This window comes from Testudinibacter sp. P17/SS/0325, from assembly GCF_053570765.1.
In genome coordinates, this window is sequence record NZ_CM131635.1 from 1,018,121 (window position 1) to 1,042,546 (window position 24,426).

Annotated in this window: 26 protein-coding genes and 1 tRNA gene; 19 read left to right on the forward strand and 8 right to left on the reverse strand. The window is 48.4% G+C overall.

Annotated features, from left to right (window positions below; translation table 11 throughout):
- Positions 1-59: 59 nt before the first annotated feature.
- Entirely contained in the window at positions 60-485 is a 426-nt protein-coding gene (locus ACWA50_RS04850; protein WP_431054175.1) for a hypothetical protein, read from the forward strand.
- 167 nt (positions 486-652) lie between these two features.
- Positions 653-742 (forward strand) — tRNA-Ser (locus ACWA50_RS04855).
- Between the two features lie 131 nt (positions 743-873).
- On the opposite strand, the gene corA is transcribed toward ACWA50_RS04855, so the two are convergent.
- On the reverse strand, positions 874-1,821 hold the full coding sequence (gene corA / locus ACWA50_RS04860; RefSeq protein WP_431054176.1) for a magnesium/cobalt transporter CorA: 948 nt from the start codon (positions 1,819-1,821) through the stop codon (positions 874-876).
- 425 nt (positions 1,822-2,246) lie between these two features.
- Between corA and uspA the strand changes: the two genes are divergently transcribed.
- The 5 genes from uspA to galU all read left to right on the forward strand — a co-directional run bounded on the left by uspA (position 2,247) and on the right by galU (position 8,430).
- Positions 2,247-2,675 (forward strand): universal stress protein UspA, encoded by a 429-nt coding sequence (uspA, locus tag ACWA50_RS04865; RefSeq protein WP_431054177.1) that lies wholly within the window; start codon positions 2,247-2,249, stop codon positions 2,673-2,675.
- A gap of 186 nt (positions 2,676-2,861) precedes the next feature.
- A complete protein-coding gene (gene alaS, locus ACWA50_RS04870) occupies positions 2,862-5,486 on the forward strand; it encodes an alanine--tRNA ligase (protein ID WP_431054178.1) in 2,625 nt (874 codons plus the stop codon).
- A gap of 402 nt (positions 5,487-5,888) precedes the next feature.
- On the forward strand, positions 5,889-6,074 hold the full coding sequence (gene csrA / locus ACWA50_RS04875) for a carbon storage regulator CsrA (protein ID WP_431054179.1): 186 nt from the start codon (positions 5,889-5,891) through the stop codon (positions 6,072-6,074).
- An 18-nt stretch (positions 6,075-6,092) separates the two neighbouring features.
- The gene (locus ACWA50_RS04880; RefSeq protein WP_431054180.1) at positions 6,093-7,460 is read left to right on the forward strand and encodes a phosphomannomutase CpsG; all 1,368 of its coding nucleotides are present in this window, start codon (positions 6,093-6,095) and stop codon (positions 7,458-7,460) included.
- An 82-nt stretch (positions 7,461-7,542) separates the two neighbouring features.
- Positions 7,543-8,430, forward strand: a complete 888-nt coding sequence (gene galU, locus ACWA50_RS04885) for a UTP--glucose-1-phosphate uridylyltransferase GalU (protein WP_431054181.1) — start codon at positions 7,543-7,545, stop codon at positions 8,428-8,430.
- 120 nt (positions 8,431-8,550) lie between these two features.
- On the opposite strand, the gene ygfZ is transcribed toward galU, so the two are convergent.
- The gene (ygfZ, locus tag ACWA50_RS04890) at positions 8,551-9,510 is read right to left on the reverse strand and encodes a tRNA-modifying protein YgfZ (RefSeq protein WP_431054182.1); all 960 of its coding nucleotides are present in this window, start codon (positions 9,508-9,510) and stop codon (positions 8,551-8,553) included.
- A 209-nt stretch (positions 9,511-9,719) separates the two neighbouring features.
- On the opposite strand from ygfZ, the gene ACWA50_RS04895 reads away from it, so the two are divergent.
- Complete coding sequence (locus tag ACWA50_RS04895) at positions 9,720-10,169, forward strand: DUF302 domain-containing protein (RefSeq protein ID WP_431054183.1); 450 nt, start codon at positions 9,720-9,722, stop codon at positions 10,167-10,169.
- An 84-nt stretch (positions 10,170-10,253) separates the two neighbouring features.
- Here ACWA50_RS04895 and pckA read toward each other — a convergent pair whose 3' ends face one another.
- Positions 10,254-11,858, reverse strand: a complete 1,605-nt coding sequence (pckA, locus tag ACWA50_RS04900; RefSeq protein ID WP_431054184.1) for a phosphoenolpyruvate carboxykinase (ATP) — start codon at positions 11,856-11,858, stop codon at positions 10,254-10,256.
- A 187-nt stretch (positions 11,859-12,045) separates the two neighbouring features.
- Positions 12,046-12,936, reverse strand: a complete 891-nt coding sequence (gene hslO, locus ACWA50_RS04905; RefSeq protein ID WP_431054185.1) for an Hsp33 family molecular chaperone HslO — start codon at positions 12,934-12,936, stop codon at positions 12,046-12,048.
- Positions 12,937-13,093: 157 nt separating this feature from the next.
- On the opposite strand from hslO, the gene relB reads away from it, so the two are divergent.
- Both relB and ACWA50_RS04915 read left to right on the forward strand, forming a co-directional pair.
- The gene (gene relB / locus ACWA50_RS04910; RefSeq protein WP_431054186.1) at positions 13,094-13,330 is read left to right on the forward strand and encodes a type II toxin-antitoxin system RelB family antitoxin; all 237 of its coding nucleotides are present in this window, start codon (positions 13,094-13,096) and stop codon (positions 13,328-13,330) included.
- On the forward strand, positions 13,299-13,577 hold the full coding sequence (locus ACWA50_RS04915) for a type II toxin-antitoxin system RelE family toxin (protein WP_431054187.1): 279 nt from the start codon (positions 13,299-13,301) through the stop codon (positions 13,575-13,577). Before relB ends, ACWA50_RS04915 begins: the two co-directional genes overlap by 32 nt.
- Positions 13,578-13,580: 3 nt before the next feature.
- Here ACWA50_RS04915 and hslR read toward each other — a convergent pair whose 3' ends face one another.
- Positions 13,581-13,973, reverse strand: coding sequence for a ribosome-associated heat shock protein Hsp15 (hslR, locus tag ACWA50_RS04920; protein ID WP_431054188.1), 393 nt, complete (start codon positions 13,971-13,973; stop codon positions 13,581-13,583).
- A gap of 14 nt (positions 13,974-13,987) precedes the next feature.
- The gene (gene yrfG / locus ACWA50_RS04925; protein ID WP_431054189.1) at positions 13,988-14,644 is read right to left on the reverse strand and encodes a GMP/IMP nucleotidase; all 657 of its coding nucleotides are present in this window, start codon (positions 14,642-14,644) and stop codon (positions 13,988-13,990) included.
- A gap of 75 nt (positions 14,645-14,719) precedes the next feature.
- Between yrfG and nudE the strand changes: the two genes are divergently transcribed.
- The 6 genes from nudE (at position 14,720) to ygiD (ending at position 20,981) form a co-directional block, all read left to right on the forward strand.
- Entirely contained in the window at positions 14,720-15,283 is a 564-nt protein-coding gene (gene nudE, locus ACWA50_RS04930; RefSeq protein ID WP_431054190.1) for an ADP compounds hydrolase NudE, read from the forward strand.
- Positions 15,280-16,107: a 3'(2'),5'-bisphosphate nucleotidase CysQ gene (gene cysQ, locus ACWA50_RS04935; protein ID WP_431054191.1), complete on the forward strand. Its 828-nt coding sequence runs from the start codon at positions 15,280-15,282 to the stop codon at positions 16,105-16,107. The genes nudE and cysQ overlap by 4 nt, the downstream gene beginning before the upstream one ends.
- A 100-nt stretch (positions 16,108-16,207) precedes the next feature.
- Positions 16,208-17,707, forward strand: coding sequence for a glucose-6-phosphate dehydrogenase (gene zwf / locus ACWA50_RS04940; protein ID WP_431054192.1), 1,500 nt, complete (start codon positions 16,208-16,210; stop codon positions 17,705-17,707).
- Position 17,708: 1 nt separating this feature from the next.
- Positions 17,709-18,422, forward strand: a complete 714-nt coding sequence (pgl, locus tag ACWA50_RS04945) for a 6-phosphogluconolactonase (RefSeq protein WP_431054293.1) — start codon at positions 17,709-17,711, stop codon at positions 18,420-18,422.
- A gap of 94 nt (positions 18,423-18,516) precedes the next feature.
- Entirely contained in the window at positions 18,517-19,965 is a 1,449-nt protein-coding gene (gene gnd / locus ACWA50_RS04950) for a decarboxylating NADP(+)-dependent phosphogluconate dehydrogenase (RefSeq protein ID WP_431054193.1), read from the forward strand.
- 233 nt (positions 19,966-20,198) lie between these two features.
- Complete coding sequence (gene ygiD, locus ACWA50_RS04955) at positions 20,199-20,981, forward strand: 4,5-DOPA-extradiol-dioxygenase (protein WP_431054194.1); 783 nt, start codon at positions 20,199-20,201, stop codon at positions 20,979-20,981.
- 59 nt (positions 20,982-21,040) lie between these two features.
- On the opposite strand, the gene ACWA50_RS04960 is transcribed toward ygiD, so the two are convergent.
- Complete coding sequence (locus tag ACWA50_RS04960) at positions 21,041-21,370, reverse strand: DMT family transporter (protein WP_431054195.1); 330 nt, start codon at positions 21,368-21,370, stop codon at positions 21,041-21,043.
- 174 nt (positions 21,371-21,544) lie between these two features.
- Between ACWA50_RS04960 and ACWA50_RS04965 the strand changes: the two genes are divergently transcribed.
- Entirely contained in the window at positions 21,545-21,952 is a 408-nt protein-coding gene (locus ACWA50_RS04965; protein WP_431054196.1) for a DoxX family protein, read from the forward strand.
- A gap of 60 nt (positions 21,953-22,012) precedes the next feature.
- Here ACWA50_RS04965 and ACWA50_RS04970 read toward each other — a convergent pair whose 3' ends face one another.
- Positions 22,013-22,279, reverse strand: coding sequence for a helix-turn-helix domain-containing protein (locus ACWA50_RS04970; protein ID WP_431054197.1), 267 nt, complete (start codon positions 22,277-22,279; stop codon positions 22,013-22,015).
- Between the two features lie 72 nt (positions 22,280-22,351).
- Here ACWA50_RS04970 and ACWA50_RS04975 point away from each other — a divergent pair, with 72 nt between their 5' ends.
- Positions 22,352-22,534, forward strand: a complete 183-nt coding sequence (locus ACWA50_RS04975) for a hypothetical protein (protein ID WP_431054198.1) — start codon at positions 22,352-22,354, stop codon at positions 22,532-22,534.
- A gap of 234 nt (positions 22,535-22,768) precedes the next feature.
- Positions 22,769-24,370, forward strand: coding sequence for a bifunctional phosphoribosylaminoimidazolecarboxamide formyltransferase/IMP cyclohydrolase (gene purH, locus ACWA50_RS04980; protein ID WP_431054199.1), 1,602 nt, complete (start codon positions 22,769-22,771; stop codon positions 24,368-24,370).
- The last annotated feature ends 56 nt before the right edge of the window (positions 24,371-24,426 follow it).

The following is a 24,426-nucleotide window of genomic DNA, read 5'->3' on the forward strand; positions in this document are numbered from 1 at the left end:
AAATAGTTAACGGCAAGAATATCGGGATTTAGGCGGATATTCAATCAAAGTAAAGGAAAATGATGAGTCGATTGTTGATGATAACCACACAAACTGCCGCACGGCAGCCCGCGTTGACCGCTTGCCTGTGGCATTTTCGGCAGCGGACGCGACGGCAATGGGCAAATACGGAGCTGATCCGACAAACGCTCACACAGCATAATATGGCGGAATGCATTATCCAAACGCGTATGGCGGATTATCTGGCATGGGGATTGTGTCCGCCCGATTTGCAAGCGGGCAGCCACTGGCGTATTTATTTACAGCAGTTAACAGCGCAGGCAGAGAAACCGCACTTGAGCTTGTTTATCAGCGGTTTTTCAACAGAGGACACGCATGTTCTCGGGCAGCGGCTAGCGGCACAAGGATTTCGTCAGATTGCTTGGATCGACACCGACAATGACGCCTTGGCGGCACAACAATTAGATGAGCTGATGGCGTGTTGAGCATAGGCGGAAAGCCGCCATGAAATACTGATGATTGCCGGCGGACGCTAAAAATCGGGCAAAGTGCGGTATTAATCAGCGAACGGTGCGGCTTTTCCGAAAAAATACTTGACGAAAAGCTGATAAATCCCTATAGTTTGCGCCCTATCAGCAGCAAATATCATCACGGTGAGATGTCCGAGAGGCTGAAGGAGCACGCCTGGAAAGTGTGTATGCACGAAAGTGCATCGAGGGTTCGAATCCCTCTCTCACCGCCATCTGTCTTCGATTTCCTTGATTTCAATCCCAAGAACAACAAGTTTGTCTACCATGCCTATTTCGTGGCGCAATAAACGCAAAAACCGCACTTTGCAGTACGGTTTCCGTTTAGTTTAAATTGCCGATGAAATTACAACCAGCCTTTGCGTTTAAAATAGAAATAAGGCGCAAGTGCGGCGAGCAGCATTAAGCCGAGCGCCATCGGATAGCCGAAAGTGAAGCCCAGTTCCGGCATCTCTTTAAAGTTCATGCCGTAGTTGGAGGCGACCAGCGTCGGCGGTAGGAAAATCACCGACACCACCGAGAAGATTTTGATAATCCGGTTCTGCTCGATATTGATAAAACCCATTGCCGCCTGCATTAAGAAGTTGACTTTTTGGAACAACGATTCGTTGTGCGGTTGCAAGGATTCGATATCGCGCAGCACTTCGCGCGCTTGCTCCAATTGGGTTGCCGGCAAGCGGGTTTTGCGCACCAAAAAGCTTAACGCACGCTGGGTATCCATTAAGCATAACCGCACTTTCGAGCTGGCATCTTCTTGCTCTGTCAGGGTGGAAAGGGCTTTGTCAAAGGCTTCGCCCTGTTTGCCTTCCAAAATCACGCGGCTTAACTGTTCCAAATCGGCGTAAATGGTTTCGATGACATCGGCGAGCTGTTCGATTTTGGTTTCGAACAGATCCAGCAGCAATTCGTAGGCATTACAGGCTTCCAATTTCTGAATGCGCGAACGCATGCGGTATAAACGAAACGCCGGCAGTTCGCGATCGCGCAAGGTAAACAAGCGGCCGTCGCGCAGGGTGAACGCCACGGTCGAAATCGCGGCGTAATCGTCTTCGTCTTCACAATAGAAGAAAGAGTGTAAGTGCAGCCCGTCTTCGTCTTCGAAGAAACGCGCCGACGCTTCCAAATCTTCTAATTCCAGATAACTGGCAAGGCTTTGTCCCAGCCCTTGTTGCAACACGTCGCGTTCTTCGCTGCTGGGATCAATCAGATCGATCCAAATGGCAGAGTCTAAATTTTGGCTGGTTTCGTCAATCCGAACCAGACGGGCGTTGTCCAATGCAAAAGCACCAATCATATTTCATACTCCCGATGGGTTTATGAACACGCAATGAACAAATTAAGATTCCGGTAATTAACCGCAATAGGAAAAGCAGAAAGTTTCATACTTGTCCGCGATACGTGCACCGGCAAGTCTGAGAAAATGAGGGCAGGTATCAAGCGTAAGAATTAAGCCGGCATCGACTATGACTGTCCAAAGTGTGTGTCCTCATATTATTAAATCGTGCGAATCTTACGCCCTACGCTTTTAAAGGTCAAGTCATAATATCGCGGCAATGCCGGCCCGGATTGTTTATCTGCTAAATTTTTTAATAAGCAAAATAATAATTTGTGATCTGGCACAAGCTCTTTTGTATTGCATAGTGCTATTATTCAGTCAGCGTTAGGTGTATTGTTGATATGAAATATTTACTTATCTGATAAGTAATATAGGAGGCGATTATGTACAATCACATTTTGGTAGCCGTAGATTTGTCCGAAGACAGCCCGGTTCTGTTGAATAAAGCGGTGGATATTGCCAAGCGACATCAGGCAAAACTGTCGCTGATCCATGTCGATGTTAATTTTTCCGATCTTTATACCGGGCTGATTGATATCAACATGGCAACGATGCAGGATCGAATCTCGGTGGAAACTCAAGAAGCCTTAAACAAACTGGCTGCTTCCGTAGATTATCCGATTTCGGAAAAACTGAGCGGTACCGGCGATTTAGAGCAGGTACTGAAAGAAGCGATTAGCAAATACAAGGCAGATCTGTTGGTGACAGGGCACCATCAGGATTTCTGGAGTAAGCTGATTTCATCGACACGGCAAGTAATGAATTCAATCACCATTGATATGTTGGTTGTGCCGCTGAAAGATGAAGAATAATATTTGATTGCTGACCGCACTTTGTCAAAAAACGGGCAAAGTGCGGTTTTGTCTGCCTAATGAACGGCATAATTTGCCGACAACCGCACCGACCCCCGCATAAAGCCATTCCCCACGCCTATTTTTTATGCGAAAATAGAACACTTTTATCAATAACAAGTTGTTATCGCATAGGATTAAACAAGCATGAAAACCACCGCAGACATCAGACGCGATTTTTTGCGTTTTTTTGAAACCAAAGGACACCAAATCGTCGCCAGCAGTTCGCTGGTGCCGGAAAACGATCCGACCCTGCTGTTCACCAACGCAGGCATGAACCAGTTTAAAGACGTCTTTTTAGGACAAGATCAACGCAGCTATAAACGTGCCACCAGTTCCCAACGCTGTGTGCGTGCCGGTGGGAAACACAACGATTTGGAAAACGTCGGCTACACCGCACGCCATCACACCTTCTTTGAAATGCTGGGCAACTTCAGCTTCGGCGATTATTTCAAACATGATGCAATCCAATTCGCATGGGAATTTTTGACCTCGGCACAATGGTTGAACCTGCCGAAAGAAAAATTGTGGGTCACGGTGTATGAAAGCGATCAAGAAGCCTACGATATTTGGAACCAAATTGTCGGTGTGCCGGCGGAGCGGATCGTGCGTATCGGCGACAACAAAGGCGCGCCGTATGCCTCGGATAACTTCTGGCAAATGGGCGACACCGGCCCGTGCGGCCCTTGTACCGAAATTTTCTATGATCACGGCGATCACATTTGGGGCGGGCCTCCGGGGTCGGCGGAAGAAGACGGCGACCGTTACATCGAAATTTGGAACGTGGTATTTATGCAATATAACCGCCAAGCAAACGGCGAAATGTTGCCGTTGCCGAAGCCGTCGGTCGATACCGGCATGGGCTTGGAACGGATCAGTGCGGTGTTGCAACATGTCAATTCCAACTACGAGATTGATATTTTCCGCCGTTTAGTCAGCAAAGCGGCGGAAATTATCGGCGCGGTCGATTTGAAAAGCAAATCGCTGAATGTGATTGCCGATCATATCCGCTCTTGCGCTTATTTGATCGCCGACGGCGTGATCCCGTCCAACGAAGGGCGCGGTTATGTGCTGCGTCGCATTATCCGCCGCGCGGTGCGTCACGGGCATTTATTGGGCGCAAAAGGCGCGTTTTTCTATCAATTAGTGCCGACCTTGATTGAGGTGATGGCGGAAGCGGGTACGGAATTAAAAGCCCGGCAAGCGCAAATTGAAAAATGGCTGCGTCAAGAAGAAGAGCAGTTTGCGCGCACCCTTGAGCGCGGTTTAATCTTATTAGACGAAGCCTTAAGCAAAGTAGAAAACAATATGTTATTGGGCGAAGTGGTATTCAAACTGTACGACACTTACGGCTTCCCGTACGATTTAACCGCCGACATTTGCCGCGAAAAAGGGATCGCCATTGACCAAGCCGGTTTTGATCGTGCGATGGAAGCGCAACGCCAGCAAGCGCAAGCGGCAAGCAATTTCGGCGTCGATTATAGCAATGTGATTACCGTTGAAGGAGAAACCGCCTTTGAAGGCTACACTGCCGCCGAGAGTTTGGCGAAAGTGACCGCACTTTTCCGTGACGGCAAAGCGGTGGATTCCATTCAAGCCGGGCAAAGTGCGGTGGTGGTACTGGAAAACACCCCGTTCTACGGCGAATCGGGGGGACAAATCGGCGACAGCGGGCGTTTAGAAAGCCAAAGTGCGGTTTTTACAGTTAAAGATACGCAAAAATACGGCAAAGTGTTCGGGCATATCGGTGAATTACAACAGGGCGAGTTGAAAGTCGGACAGAGCCTGAATGCGGTGGTTGATAGCGCGCGTCGCGATAAAACCGCACTGAACCACTCGGCAACACATTTATTGCATGCGGCATTGCGCCAAATTTTAGGCACGCACGTCAGTCAAAAAGGTTCGTTGGTATCCGACAGCATTTTACGTTTCGACTTCGCACAGTCGGAAGCGATCAGCAAAGCACAGCTCAATCAAATTGAAGATGTGGTCAATCAGCATATCCGCGCCAACTATCCGGTCATCACCGAAATTATGGATTTAGAGGCGGCGAAAGCCAAAGGGGCGATGGCGTTGTTCGGTGAAAAATACAGCGAACAAGTGCGGGTGTTGTCGATGGGCGAGTTCTCCACCGAACTGTGCGGCGGGATCCACGCTAAACGCACCGGCGACATCGGTTTGTTTAAAATCGTGTCCGAAGGCGCGATTGCGGCAGGGATTCGTCGGATTGAAGCGCTCACCGGCGCGAATGCGATTAACTGGCTGCACCAGCAGCAAGCGGTGTTGCAACAAAGTGCAGAGCTGTTGAAAACCGATGGCAGTAGCTTGGTGGAAAAAATCCAACAACTGCAAGCACGCAATAAACTGGCGGAAAAAGAGCTGCAACTGCTCAAAGAAAAAGCGGCGCAACAAGCGGGGAGTGATTTGGCGAAACAGGTTGAAACCATCAACGGTGTGCACGTGTTATTACAACGGTTGGACGGCGTAGAAGCAAAATCGTTACGCGTCATGGTCGATGACCTGAAAAACCAACTGGGTTCGGCCGTTATTGCTTTTGCTTCGGTAGCGGACGGCAAAGTCAATCTGATTGTCGGCGTAACCGCGGATTTAACCGCCAAAGTTAAGGCCGGCGAACTGGTCAATCTCATGGCGCAGCAAGTCGGCGGCAAAGGCGGTGGTCGCCCTGATTTGGCAATGGCCGGCGGTTCCCAAGTTGAGAATGTGGCAATTGCGTTGGCCGCGGCAAAAACCAGCTTAGAAAATCAGTTATAATTTCCAATAATCTTAAAAACGGAGCACTTGCTCTGTTTCAAGCGGATGACAAAGTCTCTTTCTCTAATCATTTCCCTCCCTCCGTATGCGGAGGGAGGTGTCCGAAGGACGGAGGGAGGCATAAATCATTTTAAAAATGAATATGTTGCATTTTCATATTACCCCTCCCTCCCCATTTTTCTTACGAAAAATGGTACTCCCTCCGCACGCGGAGGGAGAGAAGTAAGTTTGTCAGCAATCTGAAGCGGGGCGCTTGCCCTGTTTTATTTTGTGTGCTACCGCACATTTTCCGGTTTTTCCAGTCACTTTTTTTAATAAAATAAAGTATTATCAATATATGTTATTTTTCAAAAATAAATATTTTATAGTGACTGAGCCAAGCTATTCTGTAGGAGGTGGGACATGCTGATTCTGACAAGGAAAATCGGTGAAAGTCTGTTAATCGGGGAAGACATCTCGATCTCTGTTCTCAGTGTTCGTGGTAATCAGGTCAAAATTGGAGTTGACGCTCCAAAAGATGTCTCAGTACATCGGGAAGAGATCTATCAGCGTCTAAAAGAAGATGTTGTAGAAGAAAAAGTTGATTAATAATAGGGAGTTATATCAATGGCAAAATTAACCTGTTTTAAAGCTTATGATGTGCGTGGTCGTTTGGGTGACGAATTAAATGCCGATATCGCTTATCGTATCGGACGTGCATTTGGGCAATTTCTGCAACCGAAGCGCGTCGTGGTCGGTGGTGATGTGCGTTTAAGCAGCAAAGAACTGAAAAGCGCGCTGACTAACGGTTTGTTAGATTCCGGCGTTGATGTGATCGATTTGGGCTTGACCGGAACCGAAGAAGTCTATTTCGCGACCTCATACTTGAACACCGATGGCGGAATCGAAGTCACCGCCAGCCATAATCCGATGGATTATAACGGTTTGAAATTTGTGAAAGCCGGTTCGCGTCCGATTAGTTCTGACAGCGGTTTAGGTGACATCCAACGCTTGGCAGAAGAAAACAATTTCCCGGAAGTGGCTCAACGCGGCGAGTATAAACAGCTTTCGGTGTTGAAAGAGTATGTCGATCACTTATTAACCTACGTGAATCTGGACAACTTCAACAAACCGTTAAAATTGGTCATCAATTCCGGTAACGGCGCAGCAGGGCATGTGATTGACGAATTGGAAGCGCGCTTTAAAGAGAAAGCGCCGCTAGTCAGCTTTATCAAAGTGCATAACGAGCCGGACGGCAGCTTCCCGCACGGTATCCCTAACCCGATTTTGCATGAAAACCGCCAAGATACCATTGATGCGGTGTTGGCGAACAAAGCGGATATGGGGATTGCCTTTGACGGCGACTTCGACCGCTGCTTCCTGTTTGATGAAAACGCCACCTTTATCGAAGGTTACTATATCGTCGGTTTGTTGGGACAAGCGTTCTTAGCCAAAAATCCGGGGGCGAAAATTATTCTGGATCCGCGTTTAATGTGGAATACGGTTGAATTAGTCGAAGACATGGGCGGCGAAGCGGTCGTATCCAAGTCCGGACACTCGTTTATCAAAGAAAAAATGCGTGCGGTGGACGCGATCTATGGCGGCGAAATGAGTGCACACCACTATTTCCGTGATTTCTTCTACTGTGACAGCGGTATGATTCCGTGGTTGTTGGCGGCAGAATTACTCTGTACCACCGGCAAGAGCTTAGGACAGCTGGTCGGCGACCGTCTGAATGCCTATCCGTCTCCGGGCGAAATCAACAGCAAACTGACGGATGCGCCGGCGGCAATTGCGCGTGTGCGCGCATTCTATGAGAAAGACGCGCTTGCAGTGGATGAAATGGACGGTATCAGCATTGAATACCCAACTTGGCGTTTCAATCTGCGCAGTTCGAATACCGAACCGGTGGTGCGGCTAAATCTGGAAACCCGCGGCGATAAAGCGTTAATGGAAGAGAAAACCGCCGAGATCTTAGCCTTACTTCGCGCCTAGTTTTCCGCTACAATAAACACCGTTTTGAAGAATACCAAAACGGTGTTTTTCTATCTGCAAATAATAAATGAAAGGACTTTCCATGAAAGCGATTATCCCCGTAGCCGGATTAGGCACGCGTATGCTGCCTGCCACCAAGGCCATTCCGAAAGAGATGTTGACCATCGTTGATAAACCGTTGATTCAATATGTGGTCAGCGAATGTGTTCATGCCGGGATTAAAGAGATCGTGCTAGTGACCCATTCGTCGAAAAACTCGATCGAAAACCATTTTGATACTTCTTATGAACTGGAGTCGATGTTGGAAAAACGGGTGAAGCGTCAGTTGCTGGAAGAAGTGCGTTCGATTATTCCGCCCGGTGTGACGATTATGCACGTGCGTCAGGGGCACGCAAAGGGTTTAGGACACGCAGTATTGTGTGCTAAGCCTTTGGTTGGCGATGAGCCATTTGTAGTGGTGCTGCCGGATGTGATTCTGGCGGAATTCAGTGCCGATCAAAAAACCGAAAACTTGGCGGCAATGCTGAAACGCTTTGCTGAAACCCAAACCAGCCAAATTATGGTCGCACCGGTTGCGCCGCAAGAGGTGAGTAACTACGGCATTGTCGATTGTAATGGCGTTGAACTGAGTGGCGGCGCAAGTGCGGTCATCAACAATATCGTGGAGAAACCGAGCATTACAGAGGCGCCATCAAATTTATCGGTGGTCGGACGCTATGTTTTTTCTGCTTCTATTTGGAGTTTATTGGCAAAAACCCCGGTCGGCGTCGGTGATGAAATTCAACTGACCGATGCGATTGATATGTTAATCGCACAAGAAACGGTAGAAGCCTTCCATATGAGCGGTAAAAGTTTCGACTGCGGCGATAAACTGGGCTATCTGCAAGCGATTGTGGAATACGGCACGCAACATCCGAAATTGGCAAACGAATTTAAACGGTATTTAAAACAGTTTGCCGATACGTTGTAATTACTAAAACGCTTGGGTATATTTAGTCATAAAAATCTGCACCTTAGTCAGTTGGTTTTGGAGTCCAACTTTTGGGGTGCAGATCAATTGAGGGCGTTTTGTTTATAGCGTATGGTTGACCTAGCTTTCCGTTTCTTCTAAAGCATAAGGCAACGGATACAAACACAACGGCTGTGCGTTTGCTTCGCGTAAACGGAATTGTTGATGGGATTCGCTGTCATTTGCCAGCACCACTTGTAACCACAATACCTTATTATGTTCAACGAAATTCACCACTGCGCCGGTTTTGCGCCAGTTGTTTTCTAACCGCACTTCGATTCCCTCACCTAACGAAGGCTTGCCATCGGCTTGTCCGACCAAGGTAAACAAGGCGCGTTTGTTTGCGCCACGGTATTTGGCGCGGGCGATGGTTTCTTGTCCGATATAACAGCCTTTATGGAAGGAAACGGTTTGTTCCAGCAGCTGCAAATTAAGGGCTTGCGGAATAAATTGATTTTGTGTTTCTGCGCTCAACACCGGCACGCCGTCTTGAATATCGAGCAAATCCCACGCATTTTCGGTTTCGGTAAGGGTAATGCTCGGGTTTTGCCGGCTAATCAACAGCCAACGTGGTTGCGCACGTTCGATATAAACCAGAAGTTCGCCATTTTGTTCAAGCAGCGGATTCTCTGCATTGGGTAATGGCGAGCCGAAAGTGGATAGTGCTTCGGCCGCCTGCACCCCGGCAAAACCCAGTAAAGTGCGGTCATTGACTTCACTAAAACTGACGTTGGAGAACACGGCATATTTTTTCAGTTGCTCCAATGCAATCGGTAACAACGCCTTGCGGATAATAAAATAGAATTGGGTTTGACTTAAACGCAGCAGACGGAAAACCGACCACACTTTGCCTTTCGGATCACAATGGGCGGTTAAGGTTGAATGCCCGATCGCCAGTTTGCTGACATCGGTGGTTAATTGCCCTTGCAGGAATGTTTCGCTATCCTCACCGTTCACTTCCAGGAGTCGAAATTGGTTTAGCGGACAAATTATCTTCGGGTTGCTATCGGTCAGGCGCGGATATTGGCAATGTGCAATCATATTTGGCTCTCACAGTGTTGTCAAAACGGTTATCAAGTGCGGTTTCGGGGTATTTTATACCGATTTAACGCAAGACGCTATCCGTGTTATTGCGAATTATTCGCGCTTAAATTGAGATCAAATCTTAAATTATTGGTTTTTTATCACAAGTGTGCGGCAGTTATTAGGCTTATGCTGAAATTCTATGATCTGTTTTAAAGGAGAACACAATGAAATTGAAAAAAACACTCGCTTTGGCTACGGCAATGTTGCCGGTGTTGGCACAAGCCGAATTGGCGGATAACGGTTTGTTAACGGTTGCCAGTCAATATGACGCGCCAAAAACGGTGCAGTTAATTGAAAAAGCGGTCACCGACAAAGGCATGACGATTTTCGGTGTCATTGACCATCAAAAAGCGGCAAAAGATCACGATTTAACCATGCCGGCGGCAACGGTGATTTTATTCGGCACCCCGAAAGCCGGTACGCCGTTGATGATTCAATCGCCAACCTTGGCAATTGATCTACCACTGAAAGCCTTGGTTTGGGAAGATCAAGCCGGTAAGGTTTTTGTCTCGTTGAACAAAGCGGAATTTTTAGGGCAACGTCACGGCGTGCCGGCGGATATTTCGAAAAAATTATCCGGGGCGGAAACCTTAATTCCAAATAGCGTGAAGTAATCACAGCGTAACGAATTGCTCCCAATAAAAAACCGCACTTTGCATACAAGATACAAAGTGCGGTTATTATTTTAAATCAACAGATTACGCTTTCGGACCTGCCGCAACCAAGGCTTTGCCTTCGTCGTTATCGGTATATTTGTCGAAGTTTTTGGCAAAACGTCCTGCCAAATCTTCCGCTTTCGCCTGCCATTGGGCTTTATCGGCATAGGTATCGCGCGGATCCAAGATTGCAGGATCAACGCCCGGAAGTGCGGTCGGAATCGCCAAATCGAAGATTGGTAATTGTTTCATTTCCGCTTTTTCAATCGAACCGTCTAAGATTGCGTCAATGATACCACGGGTATCTTTGATGGAAATCCGTTTGCCGGTACCGTTCCAGCCGGTGTTGACCAAATAGGCTTCTGCGCCGGAGGCTTGCATGCGTTTCACCAGCACTTCCGCATATTGGGTCGGGTGCAATGACAAGAATGCCGCGCCGAAGCAAGCCGAGAAGGTTGGCGTCGGTTCGGTGATACCGCGCTCTGTACCAGCCAATTTCGCGGTGAAGCCGGACAGGAAGTAGTATTGGGTTTGCTCCGGAGTCAGTTTGGAAACCGGCGGCAACACGCCGAACGCATCCGCAGTCAGGAAGATCACTTTTTTCGCATGTCCCGCTTTGGAAACCGGTTTAACGATGTTTTGGATATGATAAATCGGGTAAGAAACACGGGTGTTTTCGGTTTTCGAACCGTCGTTGAAATCGACTGTGCCGTCTGCCAACACCACCACGTTTTCTAACAAGGCATCACGTTTGATTGCACGGTAAATATCCGGCTCGGCTTCTTCCGACAGGTTGATGGTTTTGGCATAGCAACCGCCTTCGTAGTTGAACACGCCTTCATCGTCCCAGCCGTGCTCGTCATCACCGATTAAACGGCGTTTCGGATCGGTGGACAGGGTGGTTTTACCGGTGCCGGACAAGCCGAAGAACACCGCGACATCACCGTCTTCGCCCACATTGGCGGAACAGTGCATGGAAGCCACGCCTTTTAACGGCAGGAAGTAGTTCATCATCGAGAACATGCCTTTTTTCATTTCGCCGCCGTACCAAGTACCGCCGATCAACTGCACGCCTTCGGTCAGGTTAAACGCCACAAAGTTTTCGGAGTTCAAGCCTTGTTCTTTCCAGTTCGGATTGGTGGTTTTCGAGCCGTTCAACACAGTGAAATCCGGTTTGAAATTTTTCAGTTCTTCTTCGCTTGGGCGAATAAACATATTTTTCACGAAATGCGCCTGCCATGCCACTTCGGTCACGATCCGCACCGCTAAACGAGTGTCCGGGTTGGTGCCGCAGAACGCATCAATCACAAACAGACGTTTGCCGGACAGCTGATCGGCAACCAATTTTTTCAGGCTCGTCCAAGTGTCTTGGCTCATCGGTTTGTTGTCGTTTTTGGCGTTGTCGCTGGTCCACCACACGCTATCTTTGGTTTTGTCGTCCAACACGATATATTTGTCTTTCGGCGAACGGCCGGTGAAAATCCCGGTATCAACCGCCACCGCACCGGTGGTGGTCAATGTGCCTTTTTCATAGCCTTGCAAACCGGCTTTGGTTTCTTCTTCAAACAAAAATTCATAACTTGGGTTATACACCACTTCGGTGACACCGTTGATACCCAATACTGCTAATTCGTTTGCTACTGACATAATTACCTCGATAAAGTTTATTAAGTTTAAAATTGAAATCCGCAGTTATTGTAGAAGAAAAAATAAAATAAAAATGTTATCTGGATCAAACTATTCAACATCGTTGTCAGAAAAAAAGTGAAAGCGCGCCGAATTTAGGCGCGCTTTTTACGAGAATTATAAATTGCTGTTATGTAATTGTTGAGGCTTAGTATGCATTTTGTTTAAGCCGGTTAATCGCTTGTTTGTTGAAGAAGTAGTGCGTGCCGCAACATTCGCATTGCATATCGATACTACCGTTATGCTCGGCTAAAATTTCGTCAATTTCCGCCTCGTCAATCAAAAGTAATGCCGCGCCGGAACGTTCCGCCGAACAACCGCAATGGAAACGTACCGCACTTGGGTTAAACAGTTCCACTGTTTCTTCGTGGTATAAGCGGTACAGTAACTCTTCGGCGGTTAAACCGAATAATTCATCGCTTTTCACCGTTTCCGCCAATATTTGTAGATGTTGCAAATCATCAGCCGAACCAGTGCCGTCCGGCATAATTTGCAGTAGCATTCCCGCGGCGACCGGTTGCCCTGCAAATTCGCCGGTTTTAATCACAAGTGCGGTTTTCAACTGTTCGGAACGCTCGAAATAGTCTTGCAAGCACTCGCTAATCGTCGCTTTGCTTAACTCCACAATTCCTTGATAACGCTCGCCTTGGGTCGGATTAATTGAAATCACCAACACCGCTTTGCCGATCATCTGTTGCAAGCTACTGTCGGCGGCAATCTCACCCTCTACCCGCGCCAGCGCCCGTAGTTGCAGTTGATTGTCGCCGTTGACCAACGCCAGCTTCAGCGGGCCGTCGCCTTGGATTTGCACCGTGATGTCGCCTTCGAATTTCAATGTCGCGGTCAATAACGCCGTCGCCACCAGCATTTCCCCCAACAGGTTTTGCACCTCTTGCGGGTAATGATGGGTGTTCAAGGTTTCACTAAAAGTGCGGTTCAGCCGCACCCACTCGCCGCGTACCGCTCTTTGGCTGAACAGATAGCGGTGCAGAGTGTCGTTGTCTTGCGTATAGTCAAGGGTATTCGTTGTTTCGCTCATGTGATTTCCGGTTGATTGTTCGTGAAGATTGCTTGTTATATATGGGCGGATCTTAGGTTGTCAAGCCAGCTTGTGCAAGTATGAGATTTATTACTTGTATTACATTTAATACATCTCTAAAATAGCCACTGTCTCAAACAAAAACGAGGATAAAACAATGACGATTTCCGTGAGATTGCCAACCGAGTTGGAAATCCGTTTAAATTATTTGTCAGAAAAAACAGGGCGCGCCAAATCATTTTATATCAAGGCGGCACTGGAAGCCTATATGGAAGATTTAGAAGATGTGTTACTTGCCAATGCGATATTGGAGCGCGTTCGTTCAGGCAAAGAAAAAACGCATAAATTAGAGGACATTGAAAATGAACTCAAACTGGACGGTCTCATTAACTGATACCGCAAAAAAGCAATTAGCCAAATTAGCCAAGAAAAATCCAAAACAAGCAGAACAAATCATCAAATATCTCAAAGAGGTTGCCATGTTGGAAAATCCACGTATGCGCGGTAAAGGATTGGTTGGCGATCTGTCGGGTTTATGGCGTTATCGTATCGGTGATTATCGGGTGATTTGCGAAATTAATAATAATGAACTGCTGATTACCGCACTTGATTTAGGACATCGGCGCGAAGTTTATCATTAACACTCATTCCTGATACTTAAACTTAATCAAATCCCGCCGCTCTTTTTTATTGGGGCGGCGTTCAGGGTTTGGCATTGATAACGCATTGGCTTTGCGTGCGGCGGCGATTTGTTCGCGTTTCGCTATGCTGGCGGCGGTTTCTTGATACAGTTGCTGCGCCTGCGTGGCGTTGCCGCGTTTGTCGGATAACGCCAACACTTGCACCTCTTTTTCCTCGCTGCCTTGGCGCAGTTTCAGCATTGCGCCGAGTTCCACGATTTTGCTCGGTTTGCTGCGTTGTCCGTTGTAATGCACTTTGCCGCCGTCGATCATTTCACGGGCAAGCGAACGGGTTTTGTAAAAACGGGCTGCCCACAGCCATTTGTCGAGGCGCACGCTGTTATCGTTGTCTTTCATTATTCGCTTCCTTATTAAACAAACAGTTGGCTGAAATCCGCAATGCTGCGATGGCGTTGGAAGACGTTGGGCGGCAGGATTGAATCGGGATTTTCGATACCGACGGTGAACGCAATCCGATGATTCGCAGCTTGCTCCAACACCGCTTCCAAATCGTCGAGCAGCAATGTCCGTTGCGGATCAATCGCATAATTTTGTAGCAGCGCTGTCCATAGTCCGCCGTTCATTTTCGGCTGTTGAAATTGGTGCGAGGAAATCAGGGCTTCGAAGTGCGGTGCGAGATCGCAATGCGCCATTTTCACCTCTAAGCTGTAAGGGTGCGAATCGGTCAGTAACAGCAAGCGTTTGCCCATGCCGTTTAATCGTTGCAACAACGGGTATACGCCAGACCGCACTTTGAGTTTCGGCATATGCTGCAACTGCATTGCGCGGATGGGCAGTTGCAACGTGTTCGCCCAATGATCGATGTCGTACCATTGCATACTGTGTTCGACATCGCGATAAAGCTGTTTCAGTTTGGCGTGACTCTGCTCCGTGCTGATCGCCATCTTTTCGGCATATACCTGTGGCACAATCTCTTTCCAAAATTCGGCATCTAAGCGCAAATCAATCAGAGTACCGTCCAAATCAAACAGCACAGTGTCAATCTGCTGCCAATCTATTTCTCTCACTGGCTTTCCTTTTTACATTTATTCTCGGAGTATGGTATCGTTACTCTTGTTTGTTGGCAAATTTTAAGGAATACGATGACTGTTTCGCGACAAAAACCTCAGATTCTTGCGGTAAAGACCGCCGCCAAATCGCGTATTTTTGAAATTCAGGCAGTGGATCTGCAATTTTCCAACGGCGCACGGCGCACCTTCGAACGTTTCAAACCGAGTAGCCGTTGTGCGGTGATGGTGTTGGCGCTTCATCAGGAGCATTTATTGCTGATCAGTGAATATGCGGTCGGTACCGAACGTTATGAACTGGGCTTTGTCAAAGGTTTAATGGACGCAGGCGAAACGCCGCAGCAGAGTGCCAACCGCGAATTGCAGGAAGAAATCGGCTTCAAGGCGCAAAATCTGACATTATTGAAAACCGTGATCACTTCGCCCGGTTTTATGCATAACCCAATGCACATCTTTTTGGCGGAAAATTTAACGCCGTCACGTTTGCCCGGCGACGAACCGGAATCGCTCGACATCATTGAATATCCGTTGCAGGATCTGGATAAGTTGTTATCACACGATGACTTTTGCGAAGCGCGCAACTTGACCGCACTTTACCTGTTACGCGATTATTTAGCGAAACGGAAGCATTCAGTATGACCCATGCCATTTTACTCAGCGAACCACTATTAAACGCCGCCTTGTCGATTGCCAAAAGAGCGGGTGAAAAGCTGCTGACCTTTTATTACCGCGGTATCGAAAGCGAACTGAAACAGGATAATACGCCGGTGACCGAAGCGGATCTGGCGGTCAGCCGCTTTTTAGAGGACGAATTGCAAGCCTTGACCCCCGGCATTCCGGTGTTATCGGAAGAGAGCCAAACCATTGACTTTGCCGAACGTCGCCGCTGGACACAATATTGGCTGGTCGATCCGCTCGACGGCACGCAGCAGTTTTTGGAAAAAACCGATCAGTTTTCGGTGTTGATCGCCTTGGTGCAGCATAATCAGCCGACCTTGGGGATCGTCTATTCGCCTGTTCCGCGGCTGGCGTTTTATGCCATGGACAAATTCGGCGCGTACAAACAGCAGAACGGTGTGATTAGCCGTTTGCAGACCCGGCCGCCCGGCGATAACGTGATTCGGATTGCGGTGGGGAAGAATGTGCGGCGGCAACAGGTGATGGCGATGTTTCACGATCAATTTGACTACCAACTGATCCGTTACGGTTCCAGCGGTTTGAAAGGGGCGCTGGTGGCGGAGGGGCGCAGCGATTGCTATATTCGCTTGGGCAAAACCGGCGAATGGGATACGGCGGCGGTCGAATGTATCTTGCGTGAAACCGGCGGAAAAATCGTGGATTTGTACGGCAATCCTCTGACTTATAATCGGCGCGAAACCCTGATTAATCCGGATTTTATCATGCTCGGCAACGCCGCCTTTCCGTGGCAAAAAGTAGTACGATTTCAACAACTATTAAAATAATAGACGATTAGGACAAAATAAGCGATTGACGCTGTGAATCGATGTTATTAGACTGCATGGATTGCTGATGAAAGGTCAGTCAACCCGAAGGACGAGATAAATGAAAAAACCGGACAACAACAGCCTTGTTATTTTTGGCGCATCAGGGGATTTAACCCACCGCAAACTAATTCCTGCCTTGTATCATCTCTTTAAAAACGGCCGCTTGGCGGATGATTTTGCGATTTTAGGGGTCAGCCGCACCGAATTCAGCGACGAGCAATATCGTGAAAAACTGATGGATATTCTGGGAAAAAGCGAAAAAATTGAAAAGCGCGAGATGCTTGAGTTTTTCTCGCATGTTTACTACCAAGCGATTGATACCGCCAAGGTTGAAGATTATGCCAAAGTCAAAGTGCGGTTGGACGAGTTTGAAAAAACACACCGCACGCAAGGCAATGCGCTGTTCTATCTTTCCACGCCGCCAAGCCTGTATCCGGTTATTCCGGCACATCTTGCCGCGCACGGCTTGAATCATCAACGCAACGGTTGGAAACGGTTGGTGGTGGAAAAACCGTTCGGTTATGATTTGACATCGGCCATCAACCTGGATGCCAAACTGCACGAAGATTTTGACGAATCGCAAATTTATCGTATCGACCATTATTTAGGCAAAGAAACGGTACAAAATATTTTGGTATTGCGTTTTTCCAACGGCTTGTTCGAGCCGTTGTGGAATCGGAACTACATTGATTATGTCGAAATCACCGGGGCGGAAGCCTTGGGTGTGGAAGAGCGCGGCGGTTATTATGATGGTTCGGGCGCAATGCGCGATATGTTCCAAAACCACTTATTGCAAGTGTTGGCGATGATCGCGATGGAATCACCGGCGGTGATCGATGCCGACGCCATGCGCAATGAAGTGGTGAAAGTATTGCAAAGCCTGCACCCGTTGAGCGAAGAAGATTTGGAAAAATATCTGGTGCTGGGGCAATACACCGGTGCCAAAGTGCGCGGCGAATACCAAAAAGGCTATCGCGAAGAAAACGGCGTTGAGCCGCAATCGCGCACCGAAACCTATATGGCGTTAAAACTGAAAATCGACAACTGGCGCTGGAGCGGCGTGCCGTTTTATGTGCGCACCGGCAAACGCCTGCCGACACGGGTAACCGAAGTGGTGATTCACTTTAAGAAAACGCCGCACCCGGTCTTTAACGCCAACGCACCGGAAAATAAACTGATTATTCGCATTCAGCCGAACGAGGGGATCGTAATGAGTTTCGGCTTGAAAAATCCGGGTTCCGGATTTCAGGCCAAAGAAGTATCAATGGATTTCCACTATCAGGATCTGACCGATACCAATATCCTTGATGCTTACGAACGTTTGCTACTGGATTCGCTGTTAGGGGACGCAACCCTGTTCTCGCGCAGTGACGCAGTGCGAGCCTGTTGGAAGTTTGTCCAACCGATTTTGGATTATAAAGCCAATAATCCAAAACTTTATGGTTATGCCAGCGGTACTTGGGGGCCGCAAGAAGCGGATTTTATGATGGAGTCCAAAAACCGTAGCTGGCGTTTCCCGTGTAAAAATTTAACGAATACGGAATATTGTGAGTTATAACATGAAATACAGTAAGTTTGCAGACGCACAACGTGCGGTAGAGAAGATAGCAGAAGAATTTTTGGCGTATAGCCGGCAGGCAAAACCGGTGCATATTTCCCTGTCCGGCGGCAGCACGCCGAAATTATTGTTTAAAACCTTGGCGGAGGAATACGCCGAGAAAATCAACTGGACGAATTTGCATTTTTGGTGGGGCGACGAGCGTTGCGTTGCGCCCGATGACGAAGAGAGCAACTACGGCGAAGTACAGCGCTTACTGTTAGATCATATCCAAATGCCGGCGGAAAATATCCACCGCATTCGCGGCGAAGACGAGCCGGAAGCCGAAGCCGCCCGTTTTGCGGCGGAAATGTTAGCGCTCGTGCCGAAAAACAGCGCAGGCGTGCCGGAATTCGACTGGATTATTTTAGGCATGGGCACCGACGGACACACCGCTTCGTTGTTCCCGTTGCAAGTGGATTTTAACAGCCGTGCGCTGACGATTGTGGCAAAACAGCCGCAGAGCGGACAACTGCGGGTGTCCAAATCCGCCTATTTGATTGAAAATACAAAACGTCTGACCTATTTGGTCACCGGAGCCAGTAAAGCGGATTTGCTACGTGAAATCCAACAAGCCGGCACCAACGAATTGCCGTATCCGGCGGCGCGGGTGAAAGCGAATAACGGCAACACCGAATGGTATTTGGACGCCGACGCAGCCTCGCAGTTGCTGTAACGGATCTGATATAAGAGTGTTGTAGGGGCGGATTGCATATCCGCCCGTTTACAGATAAAAATCAACAATTTTAGCAAAGCAGAAGGAAACAAACATGAAAGGTGATATTGGCGTAATCGGACTTGCGGTCATGGGGCAAAACCTGATTCTGAACATGAACGATCACGGCTTCAAGGTCGTGGCTTATAACCGCACTACCAGCAAAGTGGACGAATTTTTGCAAGGCGCCGCCAAAGATACCAACATTATCGGCGCATACTCACTGCAAGATCTTGCCGACAAGCTGGAAAAACCGCGCAAAGTGATGTTAATGGTGCGTGCCGGTGAGGTGGTCGATCACTTCATCGACAGCCTGTTACCGCACTTGGAAGCGGGGGACATCATCATCGACGGTGGCAACTCCAATTACCCTGACACCAGCCGCCGCGTGAAAGATCTGGCGGAAAAAGGCATTCGCTTTGTCGGTGCCGGCGTGTCCGGCGGCGAAGAAGGCGCACGTTTCGGGCCTTCGATTATGCCGGGCGGCAACGAAGAAGCGTGGCAATATGTGAAACCAATCCTGCAAGCGATTTCCGCCAAAACCAAAGACGGCGAACCGTGCTGTGATTGGGTCGGCAAAGAGGGCGCAGGGCATTTCGTCAAAATGGTACATAACGGTATCGAATACGGCGATATGCAGCTGATTTGCGAAGCCTACCAATTCCTGAAAGAGGGCTTGGGCTTAAGCTACGATGAATTGCACCAAGTATTCAGCGACTGGAACAAAACCGAATTGGACAGTTACCTGATTGAAATCACCGCCGATATTCTTGGCTACCGTGATGAAAACGGCGAACCGTTGGTAGAAAAAATTCTCGATACCGCCGGTCAAAAAGGCACGGGCAAATGGACAGGCATTAATGCGTTGGACTTAGGCATTCCGTTGACCTTAATCAGCGAAGCGGTGTTCGCCCGTTGCGTGTCGGCATTTAAAGAACAGCGGGTCGAAAACCAAGCCTTATTTAACAAACAAATCGGCACGGTCGCAGGCGACAAAGCGCAATGGATCGAAGCGGTGCGCAAAGCGCTGCTGGCGTCTAAAATCATCTCTTACGCGCAAGGCTTTATGCTGATTCGCGAAGCGTCGGAAAACAACAACTGGGATCTAAACTACGGCAATACCGCACTTTTATGGCGTGAAGGCTGCATTATCCGCAGCGCATTCTTGGGCAATATCCGCGACGCGTACGAAACCAATCCGAATTTGCAATTCTTGGGCGCAGACAGCTATTTCAAAACCATTTTGGAAAATGCGTTGCCGGAATGGCGGAAAGTGGTAGCGAAATCGGTAGAAATCGGCTTGCCGATGCCGTGCATGGCGTCCGCGATTACTTTCTTAGACGGCTACACCAGTGCCCGTTTGCCGGCGAATTTATTGCAAGCGCAACGCGACTACTTCGGCGCGCACACCTACGAGCGTATCGACCAACCGCGCGGACAATTCTTCCACACCAACTGGACCGGCAAAGGCGGCAACACCGCTTCCACCACCTATGAAGTGTAATGAATTGCTGATCAAGGCTAAAATGCTCGATCTTTATGGTAAAGTCCGGGCGGATATTTAATCCGCCCGTTTACTTTGTCTCATCAACGCCCTCTGCCAATAATCTAAAAATACATCTCTTAACAGATTTTTCTTTCCTTATAAGAAACCATTTATCAACAAAACCGCACTTTATTTCTTCTGCGTTGATTTCTATACTCAAGCCATCAAAAATTAATCAAGAGGAAATGAATATGAACACTAAAATGCCGGCGATTTTTATCGGGCACGGTTCGCCGATGTTGGCGATTGAGCAGAATCCGTTTACCCCGAAATGGTATCAGGCGGCGCGGCAGATACCGAAACCAAAAGCGATTTTGGTGGTTTCCGCCCATTGGATTTCAGAGCGAGTGGCGGAAACCGCCTCGCCGAATCCCGATCTGATTTATGATTTTTACGGCTTTCCAGAGGAATTATATCAAGTACGTTATCCGGCAAAAGGCGATCCGCACTTGGCGCGGCAAGTGCAGCAGCTGGTGGATAACCCAGAAGTGCGGTTAGATCCGCAACAAGGGCTGGATCACGGCACTTGGGCGGTGTTGGCGAAAATGTATCCTGACGCCGATATTCCGATTGTGCAACTCAGTCTGGGGGCGGCGTTGAGTATGCAGCAGCATATCAACTTGGCAAAACAACTGAAACCGTTGCGCGAGCAGGGCGTATTGATTTTGGGCAGCGGCAATTTGGTGCATAATTTACATTTAATGGATTGGCGGCGAGCTGACGCACTGTTCGGCTACGACTGGGCGCACAGCGCACAGCAAACGTTGTTGGATTTAATCCGTCTGGGGGATTTGGACGCGTTGGCAGACTACCGCATGTTAGGCGACGCGGTGCAAAAAGCCATTCCGACCGCCGAACATTTTTTGCCGTTGCTGTATATTCTTGCCTTGCGGGAAGAGGGTGAGCCGTTAGATATTTTCAACACCCAGTTTGTCGGCGGTTCGCTGGATATGACTTGCGTGAAAGTGGGTTAAACCGCACTTTGCGTGATTATCGCCACCATTAACGTGGCGATTTTTTTTATTTCTTAACCCTAATGCCCCACTGTTTTGGAAAACAGATTAATCACCAGCACCCCAAGCACAATCAAACCAATGCCTAACAGCGCAGGCAGATCCAGTTTTTGTTGATAAGCAATCCAACCGATCAGGGCGACGATCACAATTCCCACCCCCGACCAAACCGCATACGCCACCCCAACCGGAATGGTGCGCAGGGTCAGGCTGAGGAAGTAGAACGCTACGCAGTAGCCGATCACCACGATCACGCTCGGCACAAGACGGCTGAATTCCTGTGAGGCTTTCAGCATTGAGGTCGCCACAATTTCGGCGGCAATGGCGATAAACAGGTAGATCCAAGACATCGTTTTCTCTCATTTAAAGTGCGGTTTGGCGCAGTATAACACAGAGATCGTTTCCTCTCAGTTGATAATATCTTTCTTTTTTGCGGATTGTTCCGCCAATCAAGAAAACTATAATGGGCGCACTTTCGCTAGTAACCCTTTTTACTTTTTATTCTGACATTAAGAGAGAAAATCATGAACAACAAATTAAATTCATACGCCCCATACGCTTTGGCATTATTACGCATTATCGCCGCCTATATGTTCTTTTGGCACGGTACGGCAAAATTTTTTGAAATTCCGGTGTCGATGACCGGCGGCAACGGCGGCGTGGCACTGTTTTCCCAATATGGTTTGGCTGGCGTATTGGAAATCGGCGGCGGCATTTTATTGGCATTGGGCTTGTTCACCCGCCCGGTGGCATTCCTGTTATCGGGCTTTATGGCGTTTGCCTATTTCGGCGTGCACGCCAGTGCGGGCAACCTGTTAATGCCGTTGTTAAACCAAGGTGAATTGGCGGCATTATATTCGTTAGTGTTCCTATATTTTGTGTTTAACGGCGCAGGTGCCTTTGCCTTAGATAACAAAATCGGCAAAAAATAATTCGTTTTAAACTAAACCAAAACCCGGTCGGCGTGATGATCTGCGCGCTGAACGGGTTTTTTATTCGGGCGGAGCGAGATTCGGGGCGTGTTGCAATTCGTGCAAAAGTGCGGTCGGATCTAATTCTAGCGCATGGCAATAATCGATAAATTCTAAAATATCTAAATGCCGATCACCGGTTTCAATTTTTCCAATCAACGAATAAATCACGCCCAAACGTTCAGACAGCGCGCGTTGCGACAAGCCTAAGGCTTTCCGTTGTGCGACGAAACGTTGTCTGAGCCAGCGCTGTTGTTCGGTGTGAATAGAGGTTCGAAATTTTTTCATTGCACCCATTTTAGGTTTAATTTATGGCTGAACCTGTTTTGGGTGCAATAACGTTAATTAAGGCGCTTCTTTATGAGTGAAAAAACAAATTCGGGCATGATTGCAGGTATTATTTCTTGCGTGTTAGCGGTGTTGGGTATTTTATTTTTAGGCTTTATTTTTATCCCTTTGGCGGCGATTGTGGCAATTTTTGCGACGGTAACCGCGGTAAAAAATAAAAATCTTGCCGGAATCGGGGCTAGTGTATTGGCTTGAATTTTAACCATTATCGGCTTATTCACCTCGCCGGTATTGTTGGGCATGTTAGGTTTGGGATTGGCGGGTTAATCTATTTATTTTTACGCACCCAAAACAATTTTTAGTTAAATATCAATCTATTAAATCCGCATGGCTGTTTTCCGCTACAGAAAAACGTTGATTTATTGTATAATTCCCGCTTGAATTTTTCCCACTTAAATTAAACCAACCACTCTGTAAAGGAATGCACAAATGCAATCAAATCGTCCTATTCGTCAAGCGCTGTTAAGTGTTTCAGATAAAAACGGCATTGTTGAATTTGCTCAAGGGCTGGCGCAACGCGGTGTTAAGCTGTTGTCCACCGGCGGCACGGCAAAACTGTTGGCAGACAGCGGTTTAGCAGTGACCGAAGTGTCCGACTATACCCAATTCCCGGAAATGATGGACGGGCGGGTCAAAACCCTGCACCCGAAAATACACGGCGGTATTTTAGGGCGGCGCGGGATTGATGACGCAGTGATGACGATTCACGGCATTCAGGCGATTGATATGGTGGTGGTGAATCTGTATCCGTTTGCGCAGACCGTTGCCAAAGCGGATTGTACGCTGGAAGACGCAGTGGAAAATATCGACATCGGCGGTCCGACCATGGTGCGATCGGCGGCGAAAAATCATAAAGATGTGGCGATCGTGGTCAATAATGCGGATTTTGAGCAAATTCTGCAAGAAATGGATAAAAACCACAATTCCCTGACCCTCGACACCCGTTTTAACCTCGCCATCAAAGCCTTTGAACACACCGCCCAATATGACAGCATGATCGCCAACTATTTCGGTCGGTTAGTGCCGCCTTATCAAGGGGCGGAGGAAGAGGATTTAACCCAACCGAGCGGGCAATTCCCACGCACCTTAAACCTGAATTTCACCCGTAAACAAACCATGCGTTACGGCGAAAACAGCCACCAAAATGCGGCGTTTTATGTGGAAAACGAACTGCACGAAGCCAGCGTTGCCACCGCCAAACAACTGCAAGGCAAAGCGTTGTCGTATAACAACATTGCCGATACCGACGCCGCCTTGGAATGCGTGAAAGAGTTCGCCGAGCCGGCGTGCGTGATTGTCAAACACGCTAACCCGTGCGGCGTGGCGTTGGGCGCAAATCTTTTAGAAGCCTACAACCGTGCTTACCAAACCGATCCGACTTCCGCATTCGGCGGCATTATTGCCTTTAACCGCACTTTAGATTTGCAAACCGCACAAGCGATTATCGAACGTCAATTTGTGGAAGTGATTATCGCTCCAAGCGTGGCAGACGAAGCAAAAGCGATCTTGGCAACGAAAAAGAATGTGCGTGTACTGGAGTGCGGACAGTGGCAAGTGCGTCAGCCGCGTTTGGATTTCAAACGGGTTAACGGCGGCGTGCTGGTGCAAGATTCCGATTTAGGCATGGTCGGCTTGGACGATTTGGAGGTGGTGAGCAAGCGCAAACCGACCGAAGCCGAGCTGAAGGATCTGCTGTTCTGCTGGAAAGTGGCGAAATATGTCAAATCCAACGCGATTGTGTATGCCAAAAACAACCAAACCATCGGTATCGGCGCCGGACAAATGAGCCGAGTCTATTCCGCTAAAATCGCCGGAATCAAAGCGGCTGACGAAGGGCTGGAAGTGAAAGGCACGGTGATGGCGTCCGACGCGTTCTTCCCGTTCCGCGACGGCATTGACGCAGCAGCAGCGGCAGGGGTGAGCTGTGTGATCCACCCCGGCGGTTCAATGCGCGATCAGGAAGTGATTGACGCTGCCGATGAACACGGCATGGCAATGGTGCTGACCAAAATGCGCCATTTCCGTCATTAATTTGCAAAGTGCGGTCAGCCACGGTGGTGACCGCACTTTTTGTTTTTCCCATTTAG

Excerpts from the sequence above, each read along its gene's own strand:
- gnd (WP_431054193.1), top strand. The coding sequence starts at position 18,517 with ATGAAAGGTGATATTGGCGTAATCGGACTTGCGGTCATGGGGCAAAAC.
- ygiD (WP_431054194.1), top strand. The coding sequence starts at position 20,199 with ATGAACACTAAAATGCCGGCGATTTTTATCGGGCACGGTTCGCCGATG.
- galU (WP_431054181.1), top strand. The coding sequence starts at position 7,543 with ATGAAAGCGATTATCCCCGTAGCCGGATTAGGCACGCGTATGCTGCCT.
- ACWA50_RS04850 (WP_431054175.1), top strand. The coding sequence starts at position 60 with ATGATGAGTCGATTGTTGATGATAACCACACAAACTGCCGCACGGCAG.
- csrA (WP_431054179.1), top strand. The coding sequence starts at position 5,889 with ATGCTGATTCTGACAAGGAAAATCGGTGAAAGTCTGTTAATCGGGGAA.
- cysQ (WP_431054191.1), top strand. The coding sequence starts at position 15,280 with ATGACCCATGCCATTTTACTCAGCGAACCACTATTAAACGCCGCCTTG.
- pgl (WP_431054293.1), top strand. The coding sequence starts at position 17,709 with ATGAAATACAGTAAGTTTGCAGACGCACAACGTGCGGTAGAGAAGATA.
- nudE (WP_431054190.1), top strand. The coding sequence starts at position 14,720 with ATGACTGTTTCGCGACAAAAACCTCAGATTCTTGCGGTAAAGACCGCC.
- zwf (WP_431054192.1), top strand. The coding sequence starts at position 16,208 with ATGAAAAAACCGGACAACAACAGCCTTGTTATTTTTGGCGCATCAGGG.
- corA (WP_431054176.1), bottom strand. The coding sequence starts at position 1,821 with ATGATTGGTGCTTTTGCATTGGACAACGCCCGTCTGGTTCGGATTGAC.
- relB (WP_431054186.1), top strand. The coding sequence starts at position 13,094 with ATGACGATTTCCGTGAGATTGCCAACCGAGTTGGAAATCCGTTTAAAT.
- ACWA50_RS04960 (WP_431054195.1), bottom strand. The coding sequence starts at position 21,370 with ATGTCTTGGATCTACCTGTTTATCGCCATTGCCGCCGAAATTGTGGCG.
- pckA (WP_431054184.1), bottom strand. The coding sequence starts at position 11,858 with ATGTCAGTAGCAAACGAATTAGCAGTATTGGGTATCAACGGTGTCACC.
- alaS (WP_431054178.1), top strand. The coding sequence starts at position 2,862 with ATGAAAACCACCGCAGACATCAGACGCGATTTTTTGCGTTTTTTTGAA.
- ygfZ (WP_431054182.1), bottom strand. The coding sequence starts at position 9,510 with ATGATTGCACATTGCCAATATCCGCGCCTGACCGATAGCAACCCGAAG.
- ACWA50_RS04880 (WP_431054180.1), top strand. The coding sequence starts at position 6,093 with ATGGCAAAATTAACCTGTTTTAAAGCTTATGATGTGCGTGGTCGTTTG.
- ACWA50_RS04895 (WP_431054183.1), top strand. The coding sequence starts at position 9,720 with ATGAAATTGAAAAAAACACTCGCTTTGGCTACGGCAATGTTGCCGGTG.
- ACWA50_RS04970 (WP_431054197.1), bottom strand. The coding sequence starts at position 22,279 with ATGAAAAAATTTCGAACCTCTATTCACACCGAACAACAGCGCTGGCTC.
- uspA (WP_431054177.1), top strand. The coding sequence starts at position 2,247 with ATGTACAATCACATTTTGGTAGCCGTAGATTTGTCCGAAGACAGCCCG.
- ACWA50_RS04965 (WP_431054196.1), top strand. The coding sequence starts at position 21,545 with ATGAACAACAAATTAAATTCATACGCCCCATACGCTTTGGCATTATTA.
- ACWA50_RS04975 (WP_431054198.1), top strand. The coding sequence starts at position 22,352 with ATGAGTGAAAAAACAAATTCGGGCATGATTGCAGGTATTATTTCTTGC.
- hslO (WP_431054185.1), bottom strand. The coding sequence starts at position 12,936 with ATGAGCGAAACAACGAATACCCTTGACTATACGCAAGACAACGACACT.
- hslR (WP_431054188.1), bottom strand. The coding sequence starts at position 13,973 with ATGAAAGACAACGATAACAGCGTGCGCCTCGACAAATGGCTGTGGGCA.
- purH (WP_431054199.1), top strand. The coding sequence starts at position 22,769 with ATGCAATCAAATCGTCCTATTCGTCAAGCGCTGTTAAGTGTTTCAGAT.
- ACWA50_RS04915 (WP_431054187.1), top strand. The coding sequence starts at position 13,299 with ATGAACTCAAACTGGACGGTCTCATTAACTGATACCGCAAAAAAGCAA.